This window comes from Pseudomonas sp. GW531-T4 (assembly GCF_017349615.1).
Taxonomy (GTDB): Bacteria; Pseudomonadota; Gammaproteobacteria; order Pseudomonadales; family Pseudomonadaceae; genus Aquipseudomonas; species Aquipseudomonas chlororaphis_I.
The window spans coordinates 26,999-44,038 of sequence record NZ_JACMZT010000033.1 but is presented as its reverse complement, the minus strand read 5'-3'; the positions used below and the strand labels follow the sequence as shown (position 1 = coordinate 44,038).

The 17,040-nt window shown below is 65.4% G+C and carries 16 protein-coding genes; 1 reads left to right on the top strand and 15 read right to left on the bottom strand.

Features of this window, described 5'->3' with window-relative positions:
* Positions 1 to 654: 654 nt before the first annotated feature.
* The 9 genes from J4D28_RS22690 to moaC all read right to left on the bottom strand — a co-directional run bounded on the left by J4D28_RS22690 (position 655) and on the right by moaC (position 7,062).
* Positions 655 to 2,082: a cbb3-type cytochrome c oxidase subunit I gene (locus tag J4D28_RS22690; protein WP_103331846.1), complete on the bottom strand. Its 1,428-nt coding sequence runs from the start codon at positions 2,080 to 2,082 to the stop codon at positions 655 to 657.
* A gap of 3 nt (positions 2,083 to 2,085) precedes the next feature.
* On the bottom strand, positions 2,086 to 2,526 hold the full coding sequence (locus tag J4D28_RS22685) for a cytochrome c (protein ID WP_016702476.1): 441 nt from the start codon (positions 2,524 to 2,526) through the stop codon (positions 2,086 to 2,088).
* Positions 2,527 to 2,624: 98 nt separating this feature from the next.
* Entirely contained in the window at positions 2,625 to 2,885 is a 261-nt protein-coding gene (locus J4D28_RS22680; RefSeq protein ID WP_009049469.1) for a cytochrome C oxidase subunit IV family protein, read from the bottom strand.
* A 10-nt stretch (positions 2,886 to 2,895) separates the two neighbouring features.
* On the bottom strand, positions 2,896 to 3,495 hold the full coding sequence (locus J4D28_RS22675) for a cytochrome c oxidase subunit 3 (protein ID WP_038633163.1): 600 nt from the start codon (positions 3,493 to 3,495) through the stop codon (positions 2,896 to 2,898).
* On the bottom strand, positions 3,479 to 4,270 hold the full coding sequence (locus J4D28_RS22670) for a CbbQ/NirQ/NorQ/GpvN family protein (RefSeq protein ID WP_028682727.1): 792 nt from the start codon (positions 4,268 to 4,270) through the stop codon (positions 3,479 to 3,481). Before J4D28_RS22670 ends, J4D28_RS22675 begins: the two co-directional genes overlap by 17 nt.
* Before the next feature lie 129 nt (positions 4,271 to 4,399).
* Positions 4,400 to 5,758 carry a coproporphyrinogen III oxidase gene (locus J4D28_RS22665; RefSeq protein WP_103331845.1) on the bottom strand — a complete coding sequence of 453 codons (1,359 nt, stop codon included), beginning with the start codon at positions 5,756 to 5,758 and terminating at the stop codon, positions 4,400 to 4,402.
* Positions 5,759 to 5,850: 92 nt separating this feature from the next.
* Positions 5,851 to 6,294: a CopD family copper resistance protein gene (locus J4D28_RS22660; protein ID WP_009049473.1), complete on the bottom strand. Its 444-nt coding sequence runs from the start codon at positions 6,292 to 6,294 to the stop codon at positions 5,851 to 5,853.
* Between the two features lie 40 nt (positions 6,295 to 6,334).
* Positions 6,335 to 6,580, bottom strand: coding sequence for a MoaD/ThiS family protein (locus J4D28_RS22655; protein ID WP_028682725.1), 246 nt, complete (start codon positions 6,578 to 6,580; stop codon positions 6,335 to 6,337).
* Complete coding sequence (moaC, locus tag J4D28_RS22650; RefSeq protein WP_028682724.1) at positions 6,577 to 7,062, bottom strand: cyclic pyranopterin monophosphate synthase MoaC; 486 nt, start codon at positions 7,060 to 7,062, stop codon at positions 6,577 to 6,579. The genes J4D28_RS22655 and moaC overlap by 4 nt, the downstream gene beginning before the upstream one ends.
* Before the next feature lie 232 nt (positions 7,063 to 7,294).
* On the opposite strand from moaC, the gene J4D28_RS22645 reads away from it, so the two are divergent.
* Entirely contained in the window at positions 7,295 to 8,947 is a 1,653-nt protein-coding gene (locus J4D28_RS22645; RefSeq protein ID WP_103331844.1) for a hypothetical protein, read from the top strand.
* 847 nt (positions 8,948 to 9,794) lie between these two features.
* On the opposite strand, the gene J4D28_RS22640 is transcribed toward J4D28_RS22645, so the two are convergent.
* The 6 genes from J4D28_RS22640 to J4D28_RS22615 form a co-directional block, all read right to left on the bottom strand.
* Positions 9,795 to 12,275, bottom strand: coding sequence for a TonB-dependent siderophore receptor (locus tag J4D28_RS22640; protein ID WP_103331842.1), 2,481 nt, complete (start codon positions 12,273 to 12,275; stop codon positions 9,795 to 9,797).
* Between the two features lie 103 nt (positions 12,276 to 12,378).
* On the bottom strand, positions 12,379 to 13,338 hold the full coding sequence (locus tag J4D28_RS22635) for a FecR domain-containing protein (RefSeq protein WP_103331841.1): 960 nt from the start codon (positions 13,336 to 13,338) through the stop codon (positions 12,379 to 12,381).
* Positions 13,335 to 13,856, bottom strand: a complete 522-nt coding sequence (locus tag J4D28_RS22630) for a sigma-70 family RNA polymerase sigma factor (protein ID WP_009049478.1) — start codon at positions 13,854 to 13,856, stop codon at positions 13,335 to 13,337. Before J4D28_RS22630 ends, J4D28_RS22635 begins: the two co-directional genes overlap by 4 nt.
* A gap of 159 nt (positions 13,857 to 14,015) precedes the next feature.
* A complete protein-coding gene (locus tag J4D28_RS22625; RefSeq protein ID WP_103331840.1) occupies positions 14,016 to 15,251 on the bottom strand; it encodes a M20 family metallo-hydrolase in 1,236 nt (411 codons plus the stop codon).
* Positions 15,248 to 15,739: an L-2-amino-thiazoline-4-carboxylic acid hydrolase gene (locus J4D28_RS22620; RefSeq protein WP_009049480.1), complete on the bottom strand. Its 492-nt coding sequence runs from the start codon at positions 15,737 to 15,739 to the stop codon at positions 15,248 to 15,250. The genes J4D28_RS22625 and J4D28_RS22620 overlap by 4 nt, the downstream gene beginning before the upstream one ends.
* Before the next feature lie 67 nt (positions 15,740 to 15,806).
* Positions 15,807 to 16,964 (bottom strand): branched-chain amino acid ABC transporter substrate-binding protein, encoded by a 1,158-nt coding sequence (locus tag J4D28_RS22615; protein ID WP_103331839.1) that lies wholly within the window; start codon positions 16,962 to 16,964, stop codon positions 15,807 to 15,809.
* Between the last annotated feature and the right edge of the window lie 76 nt (positions 16,965 to 17,040).

Here is a 17,040-nt window from a genome sequence, read left to right as displayed (position 1 = left end):
GCCCGGTTTGCGGCCGCTGTGCGACCGATCGCAGCCTCGCTGCGCTCGGCAGCGGCTACATAGAGACCGTCGTCGTGCCTGTCCTGTAGCCGCTGCCGAGCCTGCGAGGCTGCGATCGAGGTGGGCGGCATTCCGACGCAGTCCTCGCAAAGCCTGTGCACGCGGTTTGCCGGAAAGACCGCATGGCCCGGTTTGCGGCCGCTGCGCTGCCGATCGCAGCCTCGCTTCGCTCGACAGCGGCTACATAGAGATCGTCGTCGTGCCTGTCCTGTAGCCGCTGCCGAGCCTGCGAGGCTGCGATCGAGGTGGGCGGCATTCCGACGTAGTCCTCGCAAAGCCTGTGCCCGCGGTTTGCCTGAAAGACCGCGTGGCCCGGCTTGCGGCCGCTGCGCGACCGATCGCAGCCTCGCTGCGCTCGGCAGCGGCTACATAGAGATCGTCGTGCGTTGTCCTGTAGCCGCTGCCGAGCCTGCGAGGCTGCGATCGAGGTGGGCGGCATTCCGACGCAGTCCTCGCAAAGCCTGTACACGCGGTTTGCCTGAAAGACCGCGTGGCCCGGTTTACGGCCGCTGCGTCGGAATGCCGCCCAGACCGATCGCAGCCTCGCTGCGCTCGACAGCGGCTACAGGGATACGTTTCGCCAGCAGCGGTCGTTCATGAGGACACCACCGGGGCCGGTGCGCGCAAGGCGGCGCGGCCGCGCTGGCGGAAGCTCAGCAGGTAGCACAGCAGCCCGGCGAAGAACCCCAGCCCGCTGATCAGGCGCGCCCAGAACAGCCCGCTCAAATGCTCCACCGTGGCCATGAACGGCATTGCCGTGCCGTCCTCGGCCCAGCGTTGCAGCAGCACCTGGACCACGCCGGCGGCAGTGAGCAACAGGGTGATCATCACCATCGACAGGGTCATCAGCCAGAAACCCCAGACCTCCAGGGTCTGCGAGCGTTCGTCCGCCGCCTCGCCGAGGCCGCGCAGGCGCGGCATGGCGTAGCTGATCAGGGTCATGACGATCATCGCGTAGGCGCCGTAGAACGCCAGGTGGCCGTGGGCCGCGGTCAGTTGCGTGCCGTGGGTGTAGTAGTTGACCGGCGCCAGGGTATGCAGGAACCCCCAGACCCCGGCGCCGAAGAACGCGGTCACCGTGGTGCCCTTGGCCCACAGCGTGGCGGCGCGGTTGGGGTGCTGGCGGCGGCGGTTCTTCACCATGCTGAAGGCGAAGATCACCATCGCCAGGAACGGCAGCGGCTCCAGGGCCGAGAAGATCGAGCCGACCCACAGCCAGACCTCGGGGGCGCCGATCCAGAAGAAGTGGTGACCGGTGCCGATGATCCCGCTGATCAGCGCCATGGCGATGATCACGTAGAGCCATTTCTCCACCACTTCGCGATCCACGCCGGTGACCTTGATCAGCACGAAGGCCAGCATCGCGCCCATGATCAGCTCCCACACGCCTTCCACCCACAGGTGCACCACCCACCACCAGTAGAACTTGTCGCGGGCCAGGTTGGCCGGGTTGTAGAAGGAGAACAGGAAGAACACCGCGAGGCCGATCAGCCCGGTCATCATCACCATGCTGACGGTGGTCTTGCGGCCCTTGAGCAGGGTCATGCCGATGTTGTAGAGAAAGCCCAGGCACACCACCACGATGCCCATCTTGGTGATGGTCGGCTGCTCGAGGAACTCGCGGCCCATGGTCGGCAGCAGCTCGTTGTGGGTCAGCCGCGCCAGGCCCGCGTAGGGCACCAGCAGGTAGCCGAGGATGGTCAGCACGCCGGCGGCGGCGAACACCCAGAACAGCAGCAGCGCCAGTTTCGGGCTGTGCAGTTCACGGTCGGCCTCTTCCGGGATCAGGTAGTAGGCCGCCCCCATGAAGCCGAACAGCAGCCAGACGATCAGCAGGTTGGTGTGGACCATGCGCGCCACGTTGAAGGGAATGATCGGGAACAGGAAATCGCCGATCACGTATTGCAGGCCCATGATCAAACCGAACAGCACCTGGCCGAGGAACAGCATCAGGGCAAACACGAAGTAGGGTTTGGCCACGGCTTGCGAGGCGAATTTCAGGTGTGGATTGGCAAGACGCATCGTTCAGCCCTCCTTGTTTGGCGGCCAGCCATTGGTATTGATCTTCGAGCTCCACTTGAGGAATTCGGCGATGTCGTCGACCTCCTGCTGGCTCAGGTTGAATTGCGGCATGGCCCGGCGTCCGGGCACGCCCAGGGGTTGCATCTTCATCCAGGCCTGCAGGAAAGGCTTGAAGCCCTCCTCGCCGCCGCGGCGCTGGAACACGTTGCCCAGCTCCGGCGCGAAGTAGGCGCCCTCGCCCAGCAGCGTGTGGCAGCCGATGCAGTTGTTCTGCTCCCAGACCGTCTTGCCGCGCACCACCGCCGCGCTCAACAGCGCGTCGTTGCTGCGTACGGGAAAGGTCTGCTCCGTGTGATAGGTCAAGGCCAGGAAGATCAGGAAGAAGAACACGCTTCCCCCGAAATAGATGTTCCTGGCCATGCCTTTGGTGAAGGTTTCCGACATGCTCGCTTCCTCTTGGCTTGGCCCGGCCATTCTAGGAAGCGCGGGGGGCAAACCCGCTTGATGGCAATCAAGAAACGCCGATGGTTTTACTCGGGTATTTACAGGCTGAGGATCAGGCCCAGCAGCAAGGCCAGCGCCAGCGGCCAGCCGAGCAGCAGCCAGCGCCACAGGCGCGGCCCGTGGCGCAGTTCCATGAAGCCGTCGGCGATCAGCCAGGCCTTGGCCACCGCCAGCAGCAGGATCAGCACCACCACCCCGCGCGGCGCGCCCTGCCCCAGCCAGCTGCCCAGCCATACGGTGCCGACGCTGAGACCGGCCAGGGCGACCCAACAGCTCAGCAAGAACCTGCCAACGGACATGCGCACCTCGTCAATCCAGGACGTAGACCAGCGGGAACAGCAGCACCCAGACCAGGTCGACCATATGCCAATAGAGCACCCCGGACTCGAAACCCGAAGGGTTGTCGGCGCCATACCGGCCGCGCAGGCAGCGCTGCGCCAGCCAGGCGAAAATCAGCATGCCCAGCAGCACATGGAGGAAATGAAAACCGGTGAGGATCCAGTACAGGGTGAAGAAGGTGTCGTGCTCAAGCCCGAGTCCCAGGCCCAGCAGATGCCGGTACTCGCCGAGCTTGAGCAGCAGGTAGACCGTGGCCGCCAGCAAGGCCGCCAGCAGCAGCGCCGCCCCTTGGCGTGGCCGCGCCCGGCGCACCCGTTCCTGGGCCAGCGCCGCCAACAGCCCGGCGCTGAGCAGGCTCAGGGTCATGGCCAGGCCGGTGGAACTGTCGAGCAGCTGGCGGCTTTCGGCGAACAGCTGCGGCTTGAGCTGCTGGGTCACGGCGAACGCAAGAATCAGGATGGCGAACACCGACAGCTCGGCGAGGATGAAAAACCACATCGCCAGATCCCCCGGCAGATGACGCCGAGGGGCTGCCAGGGTGTCGGCAGCAGGGTCAGCCGAAGTGCACATCGACCACGTCCATCAGCGCCGCCACCGTGACAAGGTCGTCGCTCAGGGGCTCGGCCAGGCACGCCAGGCAGGCTTCGCGCGGCGGCATGCCGGCGCCGATCATGCGCGCGGTGAAAATCAGCAGCCGGGTGGACGCCACCTCCTCCAGGTCATGCTGTTCCAGGCGGCGCAGGGCCTGGCCCAGCCCGACGATCTGCCGCGCCAGGGCCGCATCCACTTGCGCCTCGCGCTGGACGATGCGTTCCTCCTCGGCCGGCGGTGGATAGTCGAAGCGCATCGCCACAAAGCGCTGGCGGGTGCTGGGCTTCATGCCCTTGAGCAGGTTCTGGTAACCGGGGTTGTAGGACACCACCAGCATGAAAGACGGCGGCGCCCGCAGCACTTCGCCGGTGCGTTCCAGGAACAGCTCGCGACGGCCGTCGGCCAGGGGGTGCAGGACCACCACCGTGTCCTGCCGCGCCTCGACCACTTCGTCGAGGTAGCAGATGCCGCCTTCGCGCACCGCCCGGGTCAGCGGCCCGTCCTGCCACCAGGTGCCCTGGGCGCCGATCAGATGGCGGCCGATCAGGTCGGCGGCGCTGAGGTCGTCGTGGCAGGCCACGGTGTGCAGCGGCAGGTCCAGGCGGTGCGCCATGTGCTGGACAAACCGGGTCTTGCCGCAGCCCGTGGGGCCTTTGATCAGCACCGGCATGCCGTGCCGCCAGGCCTGTTCGAACAGCGCCTGTTCATTGTTCAAGGGTTGATAGAAGGGTTCGCAAGCCGTTCCGAGATCCATGGGCTACCTGATTCACAGCGGGGTTCGGCGACCACGCTAAGGCGCCAGGCAAGGGCGCGGCAAGCGCACCGGCGGGCAAACTTGATCGCCGTCAAGCGCGCCGCGCCTGGCTGCAATCAAGGGGCTAAATCAAAGCCCGGAATCAGGCTCCACGCACTCGCAACCGCAGGCCTGCCCCGGGCTGTTCAAATCCTCCTGGAACAGCTGGCAGATGCTGTCCACCTCCAGCCGGCCGGCGGGCAGGATGCTGATAAAGCGCTCCGAGACTTCCACCAGGCCGTTCCAGCTCAGCTGTTGCAGGCGCAGCCAGGCGGACGCGAAGTACTGGCGGAAGATCAGCCCGTAGCGGCTTTCGATGGCCAGGATGTCCAGCTCCAGGTCGCACGCCAGGCGCTCCATGACCAGTTGCCGGACCTGGTCGCCGGCCTCGCAGCGCCAGCCGCGACAGGTCGCCAGTTGGCCCAGGTCGAGCTGTTGCAGATAGTCGCCGAGCAGCTCGCTGTTCTGCGTATACAGCTCGTCGAACTGGCTGATGGCGCCCAGGCCGAAGCCCACATGGTCGCAATAACCGTGGCAGGTAAAGCCCTGGCAGTTGCGGCGCAGCCGACCGCGCTCCTGGGCCATCATCAGGTCGTCGTCGGGCCGCACGAACTGGCCCAGGCCGATGTACTGGTAACCCGCCGCCAGCAGGCGCTCGAAGCAGATCCGCCGCATCGCCTCCTTGGCCTCCTGGCTGCAGGCTGCTGCGGGCTGGTCCTGGCTCTGGCGCCGGTAGCGCAACGGCGGCTGGGCGTAGTCGAACACCTGCAGGCGGTCGGGCTCCAGCTCGATCAGGGTGCCGAGCTTCAAGGCGAGGCTCGAAGGGGTCTGCCAGGCGTGGCCATAGCCCAGGTCGACATTCACCGAGCGATAACCGAAGGTCCGCGCCGCATCGATCAGCGAATGGATGGGCGCCGGGTTCTGGTAGCAGGCCACCGACAGCTGGCTGTCGCTGCCGATATCCGGCACGCCGATGCTGACCTGATTGAACCCCTGGTCACGCAGCAGGCCCATGGTCGCCCAGTCGGTGTGGTGCAGGTCGACGTCGATGCTGTAGTCGCCGCAATCGTGTTCGAGGAAGTGAAAGCGCTGGCGCAGGTGCTGCATCAGCCGTTGCAGATGCGCTGCGTCCGGGGTGCCGCCACCGAGGTGGAACTGCTCGATGCGCTGCTCCGGCCCCAGGTGGCAGCCCACCAGGTCGATCTCGCGCTCCAGCCGCCGCAGGTAGCTTTCGCCAGCGTCGGCCGATATGCCCGCCAGGCGCGGCGCAAACTGCACGTTGAGGGACAGCGGCCGGCGCTTCTGCCGGCTGTTGCGCAACGCCCGCAGCAGGTCCAGGGAACCGATGCCGCCGTGAAAGCGGCGGGTGTCGGCAGGGCAGTTGGGATCGAGCACGCCTTGATCGCGTCGAACGAGCGGCTCGCTGCGGTGCGGCAGTAGATCAGGCATGACAGGGCTCCATGGCTGGCGGTGGAGGGCCAGTGTCCGGCGTTAATGCCCAGGGCTCCTTGACTTGCATCAAGCGTGGGGTCGGCGCCGGCCTACCAGTTCAGGTAGAACATGGCCTTGGCCAGCAGCACGATCAGCAGCATATGGCCGAACAGGCTGTGATGGATAAAGCGCGAGTAGCGGGCGTTCATGCGCCCGCTCCTGAACAGCAGCATGGCCACCAGGAAATGCCCGAGCACGCTGGCGGCCAGCAGGATCTTCAGCATCAGCAAGGTGCCGAACGACGACGCCAAGGGCGCTGCCAGCACCGGCAGGTAACGCACCCAGACCATGCCCAGCCCGGCGCCGAACAGCGCCAGCAGCACCCAGGGCATCAGCTGGCGGGCACGGCCGGCGATGCCCTGTTCGAGCAGCACCATGAGCTTGGCCGGCAGTTGCTTGCGGATGTGCTCCAGGAACAGCACTTCGAAAAACACCGTGCCGATAAACACCAGCGCGGCGAGCAGATGCAGGCTGAGCAGCAGCGGATAGATCATGAGGCCTCCGAATCGGGGTTGCGCGGCCTGGGCCAGCGCCTCAGCCGCCGGTCACCGTGGGAAAGAACGCCACCTCGTCGCCGTCGTCCAGCGCCTCGTCGAGCCCGCACAGGTCCTGGTTGCGGGCACACATCAGGCTCGGCTCGTCCAGCACCCGCCAGATGCCGCAGCGGCTCGCCAGGTGCCGGCGCAAGTGCTCCAGGCAGGTGAAATCGCCCTCGACCACCTCGCTGGCGCAGCCCAGGGTTTCCCGGTAGCGGGAGAAATACTGCACCTGCAGCCTCATGCCGAGGGCGCCCGGTAATCGCCACTCTTGCCCCCGGACTTGCGCAGCAGCCGTATCGACTCGATATGCATGCCACGGTCCACCGCCTTGCACATGTCATACAGCGTCAGGGCGGCGACGCTGGCGGCGGTCAACGCCTCCATCTCGACCCCGGTCTGTCCGGCCAGCTTGCAGCGCGACACGATGCGCACGCGATGCTCGTCCTCCAGGCTCAACTCGACCACCACACTGCTCAACAGCAACGGATGACAGAGCGGGATCAACTCGCTGGTGCGCTTGGCCGCCTGGATACCGGCGATGCGCGCCACCGCGAACACATCGCCCTTGGGATGGCCACCGCCGACGATCAACCGCGCGGTCTCGGCACGCATATGCACCCAGGCCTCGGCCACCGCCTCGCGAAAGGTCACGTGTTTATCGGTGACATCGACCATGCGCGCACGGCCGAGGGAATCGAGGTGGGTCAGTACCGCGTCGTTCATGGACAGGAGCCTTAGTCATGGCGGCGAAAAGCGCGACGGGATCGCCCCGGCCTCGCACATCGTTGGATGGCAACGAGACTACTGCGCCGGCCCGCGGACGCGGTTGACGTCAATCAAGAAAGCCGGCATTGCCAAGACCCACCGCCAAGACTGGCGTGATGATTTCCCGCGCGCGCGGGCTGCGGGTAGCATGCGCAGGCAACGCCAGCTCACCATCACTCAGGGAATAGCAATGACCAGCCTCATGGACCCCACCTTGCGCGGAACCGGCAGGATTACCGGCGCGTTCTTCCACCCGGCGGGGGACATCGCCGCCGTGGTCTCGGAGTTTGCGTTGCTGGTCAATCCGCCCGCGCGGGCGGCTTATGGCGGCACCGGGTTGCGTTATCGGCTCGGCCTGTACCGGCGTGGCGAGCCGGTGCCGTTCGCCATCTTCGACGAACTGTGCCTGCCGATCAACGATGTGGGTTTCCACCCCACCCGGCCCCGCATCGTTATCGGTGCCGGCCGCTATGACGGCGGCTACCAGTTCGAAGGCGAGCTGGCCGTGTGGGACTGGCAGACCGGCCAGAGCCGCCGCCCTTTTGCCGATATTCCCGAAGTCGTGCGCTGCCGCTACGACGCCAGCGGCGAGCGGGTCGAAGCCTGGGTGCGGCCATGGAACGAAGAGTGGGACGGGCTGGACGACAGCGACTGGTCGGCGATCCTCGACACGCTGTTTCTGGTGCAGATCGACGACAGTGAAGCAGCGTGGACAGCCCGAACCTCAGAGGTACTGGAACTGGACCCGACCGCGACCGTCGCTGCCGCGGGCCTTCCGGCAGATGACCAGAGCCCAGCGGCCGTGCGCCTGGCCCAATGGCTGGGCGTGCCCGAGCTGGAATGCCGAAGCGCCATCCGCGATATCGCCTGGCTCGGTCCGGACCGGATAGGCGTCACCCATGACGATTGCCTGCTGGATATCTACAGCACGGACGGCACCCGGCTCGCCCACCACAGGGGTCCGGGCTACGGCGCCGAAATCCTGCGCGGGGCCGGCGTGCAGGTGCACGGGGTGCAGGTGCAGGACGGGCCCGAGGTCTATAAACGGGATTCGTGTTTGTATGCGCTGACGGATAACGGCCTGGAGCTGGTGCAGACCTACGACGACGAATACGCCTTTTGCGCATCCACCAACGGCCGCCTCCTGGGACGTCGCAATCGTCTGCGATCGCCCAATTCGAAGGCAGGCGATATGCTGCTCGATCCGTCCGACAATAGCGTCCAACCTATGGATGCCGGCCACTACGATTGCTTCAACCACTACATCGGCATCAACGGCGCACCTCATCTGTTCGCGTTGCAGGGCACGCCGGCCAGCTCCCATGAACACAAGTACCTGTGCACCATCCAGCCCGACGGTACCCTGCAAAGACTCTGGCCGCTGCTCAAGCAGGACGGCACCCGGGCCAGCCACGCCATGGAATGCCGGGGCGCTTATGTGGCGGATGCCCTGGGCGCGGGCGTGGTGATCGCCGGCCAGCACTACAACCCTTCGGTCTGCGACCCGTACCAGGGTTTCATCTACCGCCGGCACCTGGAGCGCGGCCAGGAACTGTGGTGGCACCCCACGCCGGCATCGCCCAGCGCGATCACTCACCTACCCGAAGCGGGCCTGGTGGCGGCGACTTTCCTCGATGGGAGCCTGATGCTGATCGAGGCTCGGACCGGCCAGCTGCGGCTGAACGCCAAGGCGCGGATCGATGGCTTGCCGACCATCATCCACGCCATGGACGCCCGCGACGGGCAGTTGGCGCTGGGCACCGTGGATGGCCGGATCGCGGTGAAACCGGTCGCTGATCTGCTGGGCGCCAATGACGCCCGGGGATGGGTGGAGATCGGCTGAGTCACGCCGTTCTCCAGGCCTGCACGCCCAGGTAATAAACCGATTCGCTGGGCGCGGCAGGCCGAGGTTCTCAGATTGGGACAGTGCGTCTTCGCAGTACCGAAAGAACTCGCCCAAGGTGAATTGCGACCACTGCGTAATCCAGAAACCATTTATTCGCATGCGCTTACTTTTGTGAAAACCACACTTTGACTTTTCGTTTAACCGGGAGCGCAAACAGATGAATAAATATGCAAGAAAAAGCAATCCACCCAATAAATGGATGCTCTGAAATTATCTCGGGCCGATGCCCCAAGAACAGAAAGTCATTATTCTGAAGAACATCCATGTAAGGCACGACAAAAAGGCCATTGAATACCAAACAGAAATAAAACCTGACGTAATTCAAATCGCTACCAGAGAGGTGCACCTTCAGAAAGTAGGCAACACTAATGCCACAAGCGGCCAAAACAGGGAAAACCCACAAGATCATTTTCCGGACTCTCGGTACACCTGCTTTCCTGTCTGGAAGTCGGTATATATTTCAAAACCCATCGCGCCTGCCCCCATGCCTTTATAAGAGCGCACATAGTCTGCTCTAACGTATCTAAACAAGCGCCAGGCATGTAACCGTGATTAGCCATGCGTGACCCTCCTTTTAGTCAGCTGGCCATCCTATTGAAAGAAGTTACAGGCGTGTTGTAGGGAATTTCCGAAATTTGTGCAGTCCCCAAGTTGCCCATCGGCGATGTGCTGCTGGATGCTCCGTGAAGCCTGGCGACGCCCGGGGATGGGTGGAGATCGGCTGAGTCAGCCACACACAAAAACGCCACTCCCGGGAGTGGCGTTTTTTTATTGGCTGACCGGTTCAGAACTGCGCCTTGAGGGTCATGGTGAAGTTGCGTGGGTCGCCGTAGTAGTTGCCGAAGCTTTCGGTGCCGATGGTGGTGTAGTAGCGCTTGTCGAACAGGTTGTTGCCGTTGAGCGCCAGCGACCAGGTGTCGTCGATGCGGTAGCCGATGCGGCCGTTCCATACCGCGTAGCCGGCCTGGGTGATTTTTTCGCCATTGGCCTGCGAGACCCGGAAGTTGTCGCTTTGCGCGTTGACCCCGGCGCCGATGTTGAAGCGCTCGAACGCGCCGTCGAGGGCGTAGTCGCCCCACAGGCGCAGCACATGGCGCGGCACGTAGCTGTTGAAGGCGGCGCCGTTGAGGCCGCTGTCGATGTCGTCGAGGGTCTTGGTCTGGGTGTAGGTGTAGCCGGCCAGCAGTTGCAGGCGCTCGATGACTTCGCCGCTGATCTCGGCTTCGAAGCCCTGGGCGCGGACCTTGCTGGAGTTCAGGTAGCAGTAGCCGTCCGATGACGCGCAGCTGGAGTTGTAGTCGGTCTGCGCCTGGTCCTTCTGCACGGTCTGGAACAGGTTGAAGGAGCTGTTCAGGCGCCCCTCGAACCATTCGCCCTTGATCCCCAGTTCATAGCTTTCCCCCACCAGCGGCTTGAGCGCCGAGCCGCTTTGCGAGCGGTAGTTGCCCTGGGGCGTGAAGATTTCCGCGTAGCTGGCATAGGCAGTCAGGTTGTCGTTGAGGTCCAGCAACAGGCCGGCAAAGGGCGTGACCTGGCCGGTCTCGGTGCTCCTGGCGTGCTCCGAGGTGCCCGAGCTGAGGAACACCGAGTCGCTTTTCGAGCGGTACCAACTGACCCGGCCGCCGACGACAAAGGTCAGGGGCTCCGCCAGCTTGAGGCGCAGGGTCGAATACAGGCCACGCTGTTCGGTGACGGTCTTCACCGGGCCACCGCGGGTCGAGTTCTCGATGAAGTAACTGTCGTCCGGTTTCGGAATATGCCGGTCCGGGTTGAACACGTTCTGCCGCTGCGGCAGGAAGGCCACCGAGAAGAAATCGTCCTTGTCCGCACGGCTGCCGTTGACCCCCACCACCAGCTCATGCTGCAGGCCGAACGCGTTGAACTTGCCGTCCAGGTAGGCATCGAGGCCGTAATCGACCTGGTCGTAGTCGTACATGCTGCCGAGCATGCCGGTGGTGTCGATGCCGGGCGTCACCGCGCCGGAAGCGAAGGCATATTTGATGTCCTGGGTGTTCTTGGTATAGACGCCGGCGACCTTCAGCGCCCAGTCGTCGTTGAGCTGGTGCTTGAGGTCGCCGAACACCGTGGTGCGCTTGCTGCGCCAGGTGTTCCAGGACGGGTCGAGGCAGGTCGAGCGGCCGAGTTTCAGGTCGCTGCCGTCCTTGTAGCGCGGCAGGCCGCCCCAGCACGGGTTGGCGTCGACGTCTTCATAGGCGATGCCCAGGCCGAGGGTGGTGTCGGGGCTCAGGTCGAAGTCGAGCGCGCCGTAATACACCTGGTCCTTGCGACTGGCGTCGTCGATGAAGTAATGCCGGCTCTGCTCGGCCACCACCGCGCGGCCACGCAGGGTGCCGGACTCGTTGAGCGGACCGCCGGTGTCGACCTGCCCGCGGTAGTTGTCCCAGCTGCCGCCGGACAGCGTGACCTCGGTCTGCGGGGTGCCCTGGCCACGCTTGCGCACGAAGTTCACCCCGCCGGCGGTGCCGCCCGCGCCCTTCATCATCCCCGCCGCGCCGCGGAGGATTTCCACCCGGTCGTAATAGGCCATGTCGCCGCTGAAGCTGTCGGCCTGGACATACTGGTTGCCCATGTCCAGCGGCACGCCGTCGTACTGATACTGGCCCGACATGCGAAAGCCGCGGGAGTAGAAATACTTGCCGCCCATGGTCGAGTCGTAGACGGTGATGCCCGGGGTCTTTTCCATGACCTGGTCGATGCTGTGCAGGTTCTGGTCGTCGAGCATCTTGCGGGTCATCACCGTCACCGATTGCGGGGTTTCCCGCAGCGAGTGCTCGCCCTTGCCGATGGTCACCGCCCCGGTGGTGTAGGAGCCACTGCCCTCGGTGGTCGCGCCCAGCAGCTGGCCGTTGATGTTGGTGGCGCCCAGTTCCAGTGCCGAGCCGAGCACCGGCACCGCGCGCAGCACATAGCTGCCGTTGGCCTGGGGCTCGGCGCGCAGGCCACTGCCCCGCAGAATCCGCGCGAAACCTTCGTCGACCCCGAACTGGCCCTTGAGCCCGGGCGATTGCCGGCCCTGGGTCTGGCGCGCATCAAAGGAAATCGCCGCCCCGGCGGCGCTGGAGAAACGGGTCAGCACATCCACCAGGCTGCCGGCGCCGATGTCATAGGCGCGGACCTGGCTCTGCTGCGCCGCGGCCCCTGCGGCCGGATCGGCATTCGCCGAGCAGGCGCTGGCCATGGTGGTTGCCAACAACGCGACTTTCACTGCATTCGCCAGACGACCTGGCGCGTTCACCCGAGACATGCTCCCTCCCCCAAAACGGTCAATGACAACTCACTGAGGGATGAGCCGAACGGTGCGGCCAAAAAGTGCAGGCGCCGGAAATTTTTTTATCCAAGGGCGATTGTCAGCGCGAATCGGCCCGGGCGACCTGGACCCAGAAACGGCTGTAGCGGGTCACGCGCAGGGCAAACCCGCTCTCCAGCGCCGCCAGCGCGAGGTCGGTGTCATCGATGGGAAAGACCCCGGAGACCTTCAGCTCGCCGATGGCCGGGTCCCAACGCAGCACGCCGGGACGATAGCGCGACAGGTCGTTGAGCAGCACAGCCAAGGGACGGTCGATGGCGATGATGCTGCCCTGCTGCCAGGCGCCCACCGAGACATCGTTGCCGCGTTGCATACCCAGGCTGCGGTCGTTGAACGCCACCCGCTTGCCGGCCTCGACGCGCATCGCCGTACCGCTGCCCGGCACACTGACCTCCACCGCCTTTTCCAGCACCGCCACCTCGCCACCGCCGGGCTGGCTGCGCACGATAAAACGCGTGCCCAGCGCCAGCACCTCGGCATGGCGGGTGACCACCTTGAACGGTCGCTGCAAGGGATCAGGCGCGGTACTGACAAGGATCTCGCCCCACAGCAGCTCCAGCACCCGCTGGCGCCCATCGAAGCGCAGGTTGACCGAAGTGTCGGTATTGAGCAGCAGGCGGCTACCATCCGCCAGGCGGAACTCGCGGCGCTCGCCGACCCGGGTGCGGTAGTCGCACATCAGGTTCTGCGCGGCCTGGCTACGCCAGCCCAGCCAGCCCAGGGTGCCGGCACAGGTCAACAGCAAGGCGCTGCGCAGCACCTGGCGCCGGGAACTGTGGCCGGCCTTGCTCAAGGTCGGTGCCGCCAGGGCGCCCGGCACGCTGGCCATCTGCTCGGCCACTGCGGCCATGCGTTGCCAGGCCTGGCGATTCACTGGATCGGCCGCCAGCCAGCTGTCCCAGGCGGCGCGATCGGCGTCGGTCGCGGTGCCGGAATGCAAGCGGGCATACCAGCGCGCCGCGACACCGATGGCCTTCACTTCCTCGGCAGGCAGGCTCATGCGAGTTGCAACTGGATCTGCATCAGGCAGCAATGCTCCATGGCCTTGGCCATGTGGTTGTTCACCGTGCGCACGCTGACACCCAGCTGCTCGGCGATTTGCGGATAGGTCAGGCCATTGAATTGCGACAGGATGAAGGTCTGCTTGACCCGCGGCCCCAGCCCTTGCAGCAGGCGATCGATTTCCATCAGCGCCTGGAACAGCATCGCCTGCTCCTCCGGCGATGGCTGCAAGGCTTCGGGCATGGCGGCCAGCACGTCGAGGTAGGCCTGCTCCAGAGAACGCCGGCGAAACAGGTCGATCAGCAGCCCCTTGGCAATCATCGACAGGTACGAGCGCGGCTCGCGGATATCCAGCGCGGAGCGGGCCTTGATCACCCGGACGAAGGTGTCCTGGGTCAGGTCCGCGGCATCGAAGGCATTGCCCAGGCGCTTGCGCAGCCAGCCCTGGAGCCAACCGTGGTGGTCACAATACAGATCGTTGACAGCACTGCGTAAGGACAGGTCGTTGGCGGGCATGACGATGGAATAATTCGCGACTGATAATGACTCGCATTGTCATCCGTGTTATCGCGGGTTGCAACACATTCTGCAGAAGCCTGGCGCAGCCGCAATGGCTGCGCCGCAGGCGGTATTTCTCCCCAGGCTTGCTGGAGTGCTGCGCAGCCTGCCGTGGGTTCAGTTCCCCGCCTTGGCCAGGATCGACTGCAACAACACATCAGCGCCGGCCGTGGCCCAATGGGGGTGGATCGCTTCGGCTTCGTTGTGGCTGAGGCCGTCCACGCAGGGCACGAAGATCATCGCCGTGGGCGCCACGCGGTTCAGGTAGCAGGCGTCGTGCCCGGCCCCGGAGATCATCGGCCGGTGGCTGTAGCCCAGGGCTGCGCTGGCGGCGCGGACCACCTCGACGCAGTCGCGGTCGAAGGCGATGGGCGCGTACTGGAAGATCTGCTTGACGCTGTGCTGCAGGCCGATCCCCTCGGCAACCCGGGCCACCACCTCGCGCAGTTGCTGGTCCTGACGCGCCAGCACCGCCTCGTCCGGGTGGCGGAACTCGACGCTGAAAAACACCCGCCCGGGCACCACGTTGCGCGAGTTGGGAAAGAGATTGGCCATGCCCACCGTAGCCCGGCCCTCGGCGCCCTGCTCCAGGCCCAGCTGGTTGACCGCCTCCACCACCCGGGCGAACCCGAGCACGGCATCCAGTCGATGGTCCATGGGCGTGGTCCCGGCGTGGGCGCTGCGGCCCAGCAGTTCGACCTCATACCAGCGCTGGCCCTGGGCCCCGCTGACCACGCCTATGGTCAGGCCTTGGGCCTCGAGGATCGGGCCCTGCTCGATGTGCAGCTCGAACGCCGCGTGCACCGCCTGGCCGCCCACCGGATGAGTGCCGGCGTAACCGATGCGTTGCAGCGCCTCGCCGATGCTGACCCCCTCGGCATCGACTCGCGACAGGCCGTACTCCAGATCGAACACCCCGGCATACACCCCCGAGGCAATCATCGCCGGGGCGAAGCGCGAGCCTTCTTCGTTGGTCCAGTTGACCACCTCGATCGGCCGCTCGGTCTCGATCCCGAGGTCGTTGAGGGTGCGCAGCACTTCCAGCCCGGCCAGCACGCCGTAGATGCCATCGAACTTGCCGCCCGCCGGCTGGGAATCGCCGTGGGAGCCGGTCAGCACCGGCGCCAGATCATCGTTGCGCCCGGCGCGCCGGGCAAAGATATTGCCCATGGCATCGATGCGGATCGTGCACCCTGCGGCTTCAGCCCAGGCCACGAACAGATCGCGGCCGCGCCGGTCCTCATCGCTCAACGCCAGGCGCGTGACTCCACCCTTGGCGGTGGCGCCGATCTGCGCCATCTCCATCAGCGAGGCCCACAGGCGCTCGCCATTGACCCGTGCCTGAAGACTCATGAGCGCGGCTCCTGGGGCTTGGCCCGGTAGCGGAAATCGCAGCGCGGCGCGCCGCCCATGATGGTCTGGGTGCGGGTCAGTTCAATGTCCGGGTTGTAGCCGACGATGAACAGCTCGTCGCGGTTGCACGACAGCAGGTGGCCGATCTCGCCCAGGCCCATCTCGTGGTACATCTCGGCGTAGCGGCAGCGTTTGACGTCATAGTCGTAGTGCTCGGCGTCGCTGGCGATGATCTCGACCTTCAGCGCGTCGTCCTGCTCCCAGAGCACCTGCAGCTCGACGAAGCTCTTGAGGTCGGCGCCGTTTTCCTCCAGGGCGGCGAAATGCCGGCCGGCCTGGATCGCCGCATTGCCCACGGCCTCGCCTATCACCGCCGCGGCATGGGCCTGGCCGTGCTCGCGCACCAGGATGTCGTAGATCGGCTTGATGATTTCCGCTTCGATCCGCCGCCGGGCGAGGATGCCCAGTTCACCTTGCAGTTTGCTCATTGTGTGCCTCCATCAGCTCCACGGAACCGGGCGAGCCACAGGGCCCGCCCGATGATTGGCCTTAGCCTTATTGCGCCGGTTCGCCACCCGCCACGCTCACCGGCTGCCACTGGCCGGCCTTGACCTGGTAGACGGTGAACGTTGGGTTCTTCAGGTTGCCCTGGGCATCGAAGGCGATGGTGCCGGTCACCCCCGGATAATTGCTGGCGCGCAGCACCGGCAGGTATTGCCGGGGATCGGTCGAGCCGGCTTTCTCGATCGCCGCGATCAGCACGCCGACGCCGTCATAGGCGAATGGCGCATGCAGTTCGATGCCGTGTTTGAAGCGTTGCTGGTACGCCTGCTCGAAGGCCTTGCCGCCGGGCATCTGCGCCACCGCCAGGCCCGGCTCCAGGGCAATCACGCCCTCGCCTTCGTTCTGCGCCAGTTGCAGGAAGGTCTGGCTGACAAACCCACCGGCGCCCATCAGCGGGGCCTTGATCCCCAGTTGCTTGATGCGCCGGGCCAGCGGCGCGGCCTGGGAGTCGACGCCGCCGAAGAAAATCAGGTCGGGGTTCTGGCTGCGGATATTGGTCAGCACCGCACTGAAATCGATGGTCTTGTCGTCCACATACTCGCGCGCCACCACGCTGGCGCCACCGGCCTCGACGGCCTTGGCGAACTGGTCCGCCAGGCCCTGGCCGAAGGCGGTGCGATCGTCGATCACCGCGATGCGCCGGGCCTTGAGGCTATTCAACGCATAGTCGCCGGCGACCCGGCCGCCATCGTCGTCATGGCCCATGATCCGCAAGCTGCTGTCGAAACCCTGCTGGGTGTAGGCATGGCCGGTGGCGACCGGCGCCACCTGGGCGATCCCGGCGTCGTGGTAGACCCGCGCTGCGGGAATGCTGGTGCCGGTGTTCCAGTGGCCGACCACCCCGACCACCTCGGCGTCGACCAGGCGCTGGGCCACCGAGACCGCCGTGCGCGGATCGGACTGATCGTCTTCGGAGACCAGCGTGTAGGTCACCGCCTCGCCATTGATCTGCGGATGCCGGGCGTTGGCCTGGTCGATGGCCAATTGCGCGCCGTTTTCCAGGTCCTTGCCGATCCGCGCCGAGGGTCCGGTCAGCGGCCCGGCGAGGCCGATCAGCACCTGTTGCTCGGCCTGGGCCACGGCACAGCCCAGGCTGCTCAGCGCCAGGCCCAGGAGTACGGCGCGTTTGAATGGAACGCAAGTCTTCATCGGTATTTCCTGTTTCAGGCAGGCCATGTCTGGCCTGTACGGGCTTGTCGGAACACGCCGGGCGTCCGGTAGCGTC

Excerpts from the sequence above, each read along its gene's own strand:
- J4D28_RS22645 (WP_103331844.1), top strand. The coding sequence starts at position 7,295 with ATGACCAGCCTCATGGACCCCACCTTGCGCGGAACCGGCAGGATTACC.
- J4D28_RS22655 (WP_028682725.1), bottom strand. The coding sequence starts at position 6,580 with ATGAGGCTGCAGGTGCAGTATTTCTCCCGCTACCGGGAAACCCTGGGC.
- J4D28_RS22665 (WP_103331845.1), bottom strand. The coding sequence starts at position 5,758 with ATGCCTGATCTACTGCCGCACCGCAGCGAGCCGCTCGTTCGACGCGAT.
- J4D28_RS22675 (WP_038633163.1), bottom strand. The coding sequence starts at position 3,495 with ATGTGCACTTCGGCTGACCCTGCTGCCGACACCCTGGCAGCCCCTCGG.
- J4D28_RS22690 (WP_103331846.1), bottom strand. The coding sequence starts at position 2,082 with ATGCGTCTTGCCAATCCACACCTGAAATTCGCCTCGCAAGCCGTGGCC.
- J4D28_RS22620 (WP_009049480.1), bottom strand. The coding sequence starts at position 15,739 with ATGAGCAAACTGCAAGGTGAACTGGGCATCCTCGCCCGGCGGCGGATC.
- J4D28_RS22680 (WP_009049469.1), bottom strand. The coding sequence starts at position 2,885 with ATGTCCGTTGGCAGGTTCTTGCTGAGCTGTTGGGTCGCCCTGGCCGGT.
- J4D28_RS22625 (WP_103331840.1), bottom strand. The coding sequence starts at position 15,251 with ATGAGTCTTCAGGCACGGGTCAATGGCGAGCGCCTGTGGGCCTCGCTG.
- J4D28_RS22635 (WP_103331841.1), bottom strand. The coding sequence starts at position 13,338 with ATGAGCCTGCCTGCCGAGGAAGTGAAGGCCATCGGTGTCGCGGCGCGC.
- J4D28_RS22615 (WP_103331839.1), bottom strand. The coding sequence starts at position 16,964 with ATGAAGACTTGCGTTCCATTCAAACGCGCCGTACTCCTGGGCCTGGCG.
- J4D28_RS22670 (WP_028682727.1), bottom strand. The coding sequence starts at position 4,270 with ATGGATCTCGGAACGGCTTGCGAACCCTTCTATCAACCCTTGAACAAT.
- J4D28_RS22660 (WP_009049473.1), bottom strand. The coding sequence starts at position 6,294 with ATGATCTATCCGCTGCTGCTCAGCCTGCATCTGCTCGCCGCGCTGGTG.
- J4D28_RS22630 (WP_009049478.1), bottom strand. The coding sequence starts at position 13,856 with ATGCCCGCCAACGACCTGTCCTTACGCAGTGCTGTCAACGATCTGTAT.
- J4D28_RS22685 (WP_016702476.1), bottom strand. The coding sequence starts at position 2,526 with ATGTCGGAAACCTTCACCAAAGGCATGGCCAGGAACATCTATTTCGGG.
- J4D28_RS22640 (WP_103331842.1), bottom strand. The coding sequence starts at position 12,275 with ATGTCTCGGGTGAACGCGCCAGGTCGTCTGGCGAATGCAGTGAAAGTC.
- moaC (WP_028682724.1), bottom strand. The coding sequence starts at position 7,062 with ATGAACGACGCGGTACTGACCCACCTCGATTCCCTCGGCCGTGCGCGC.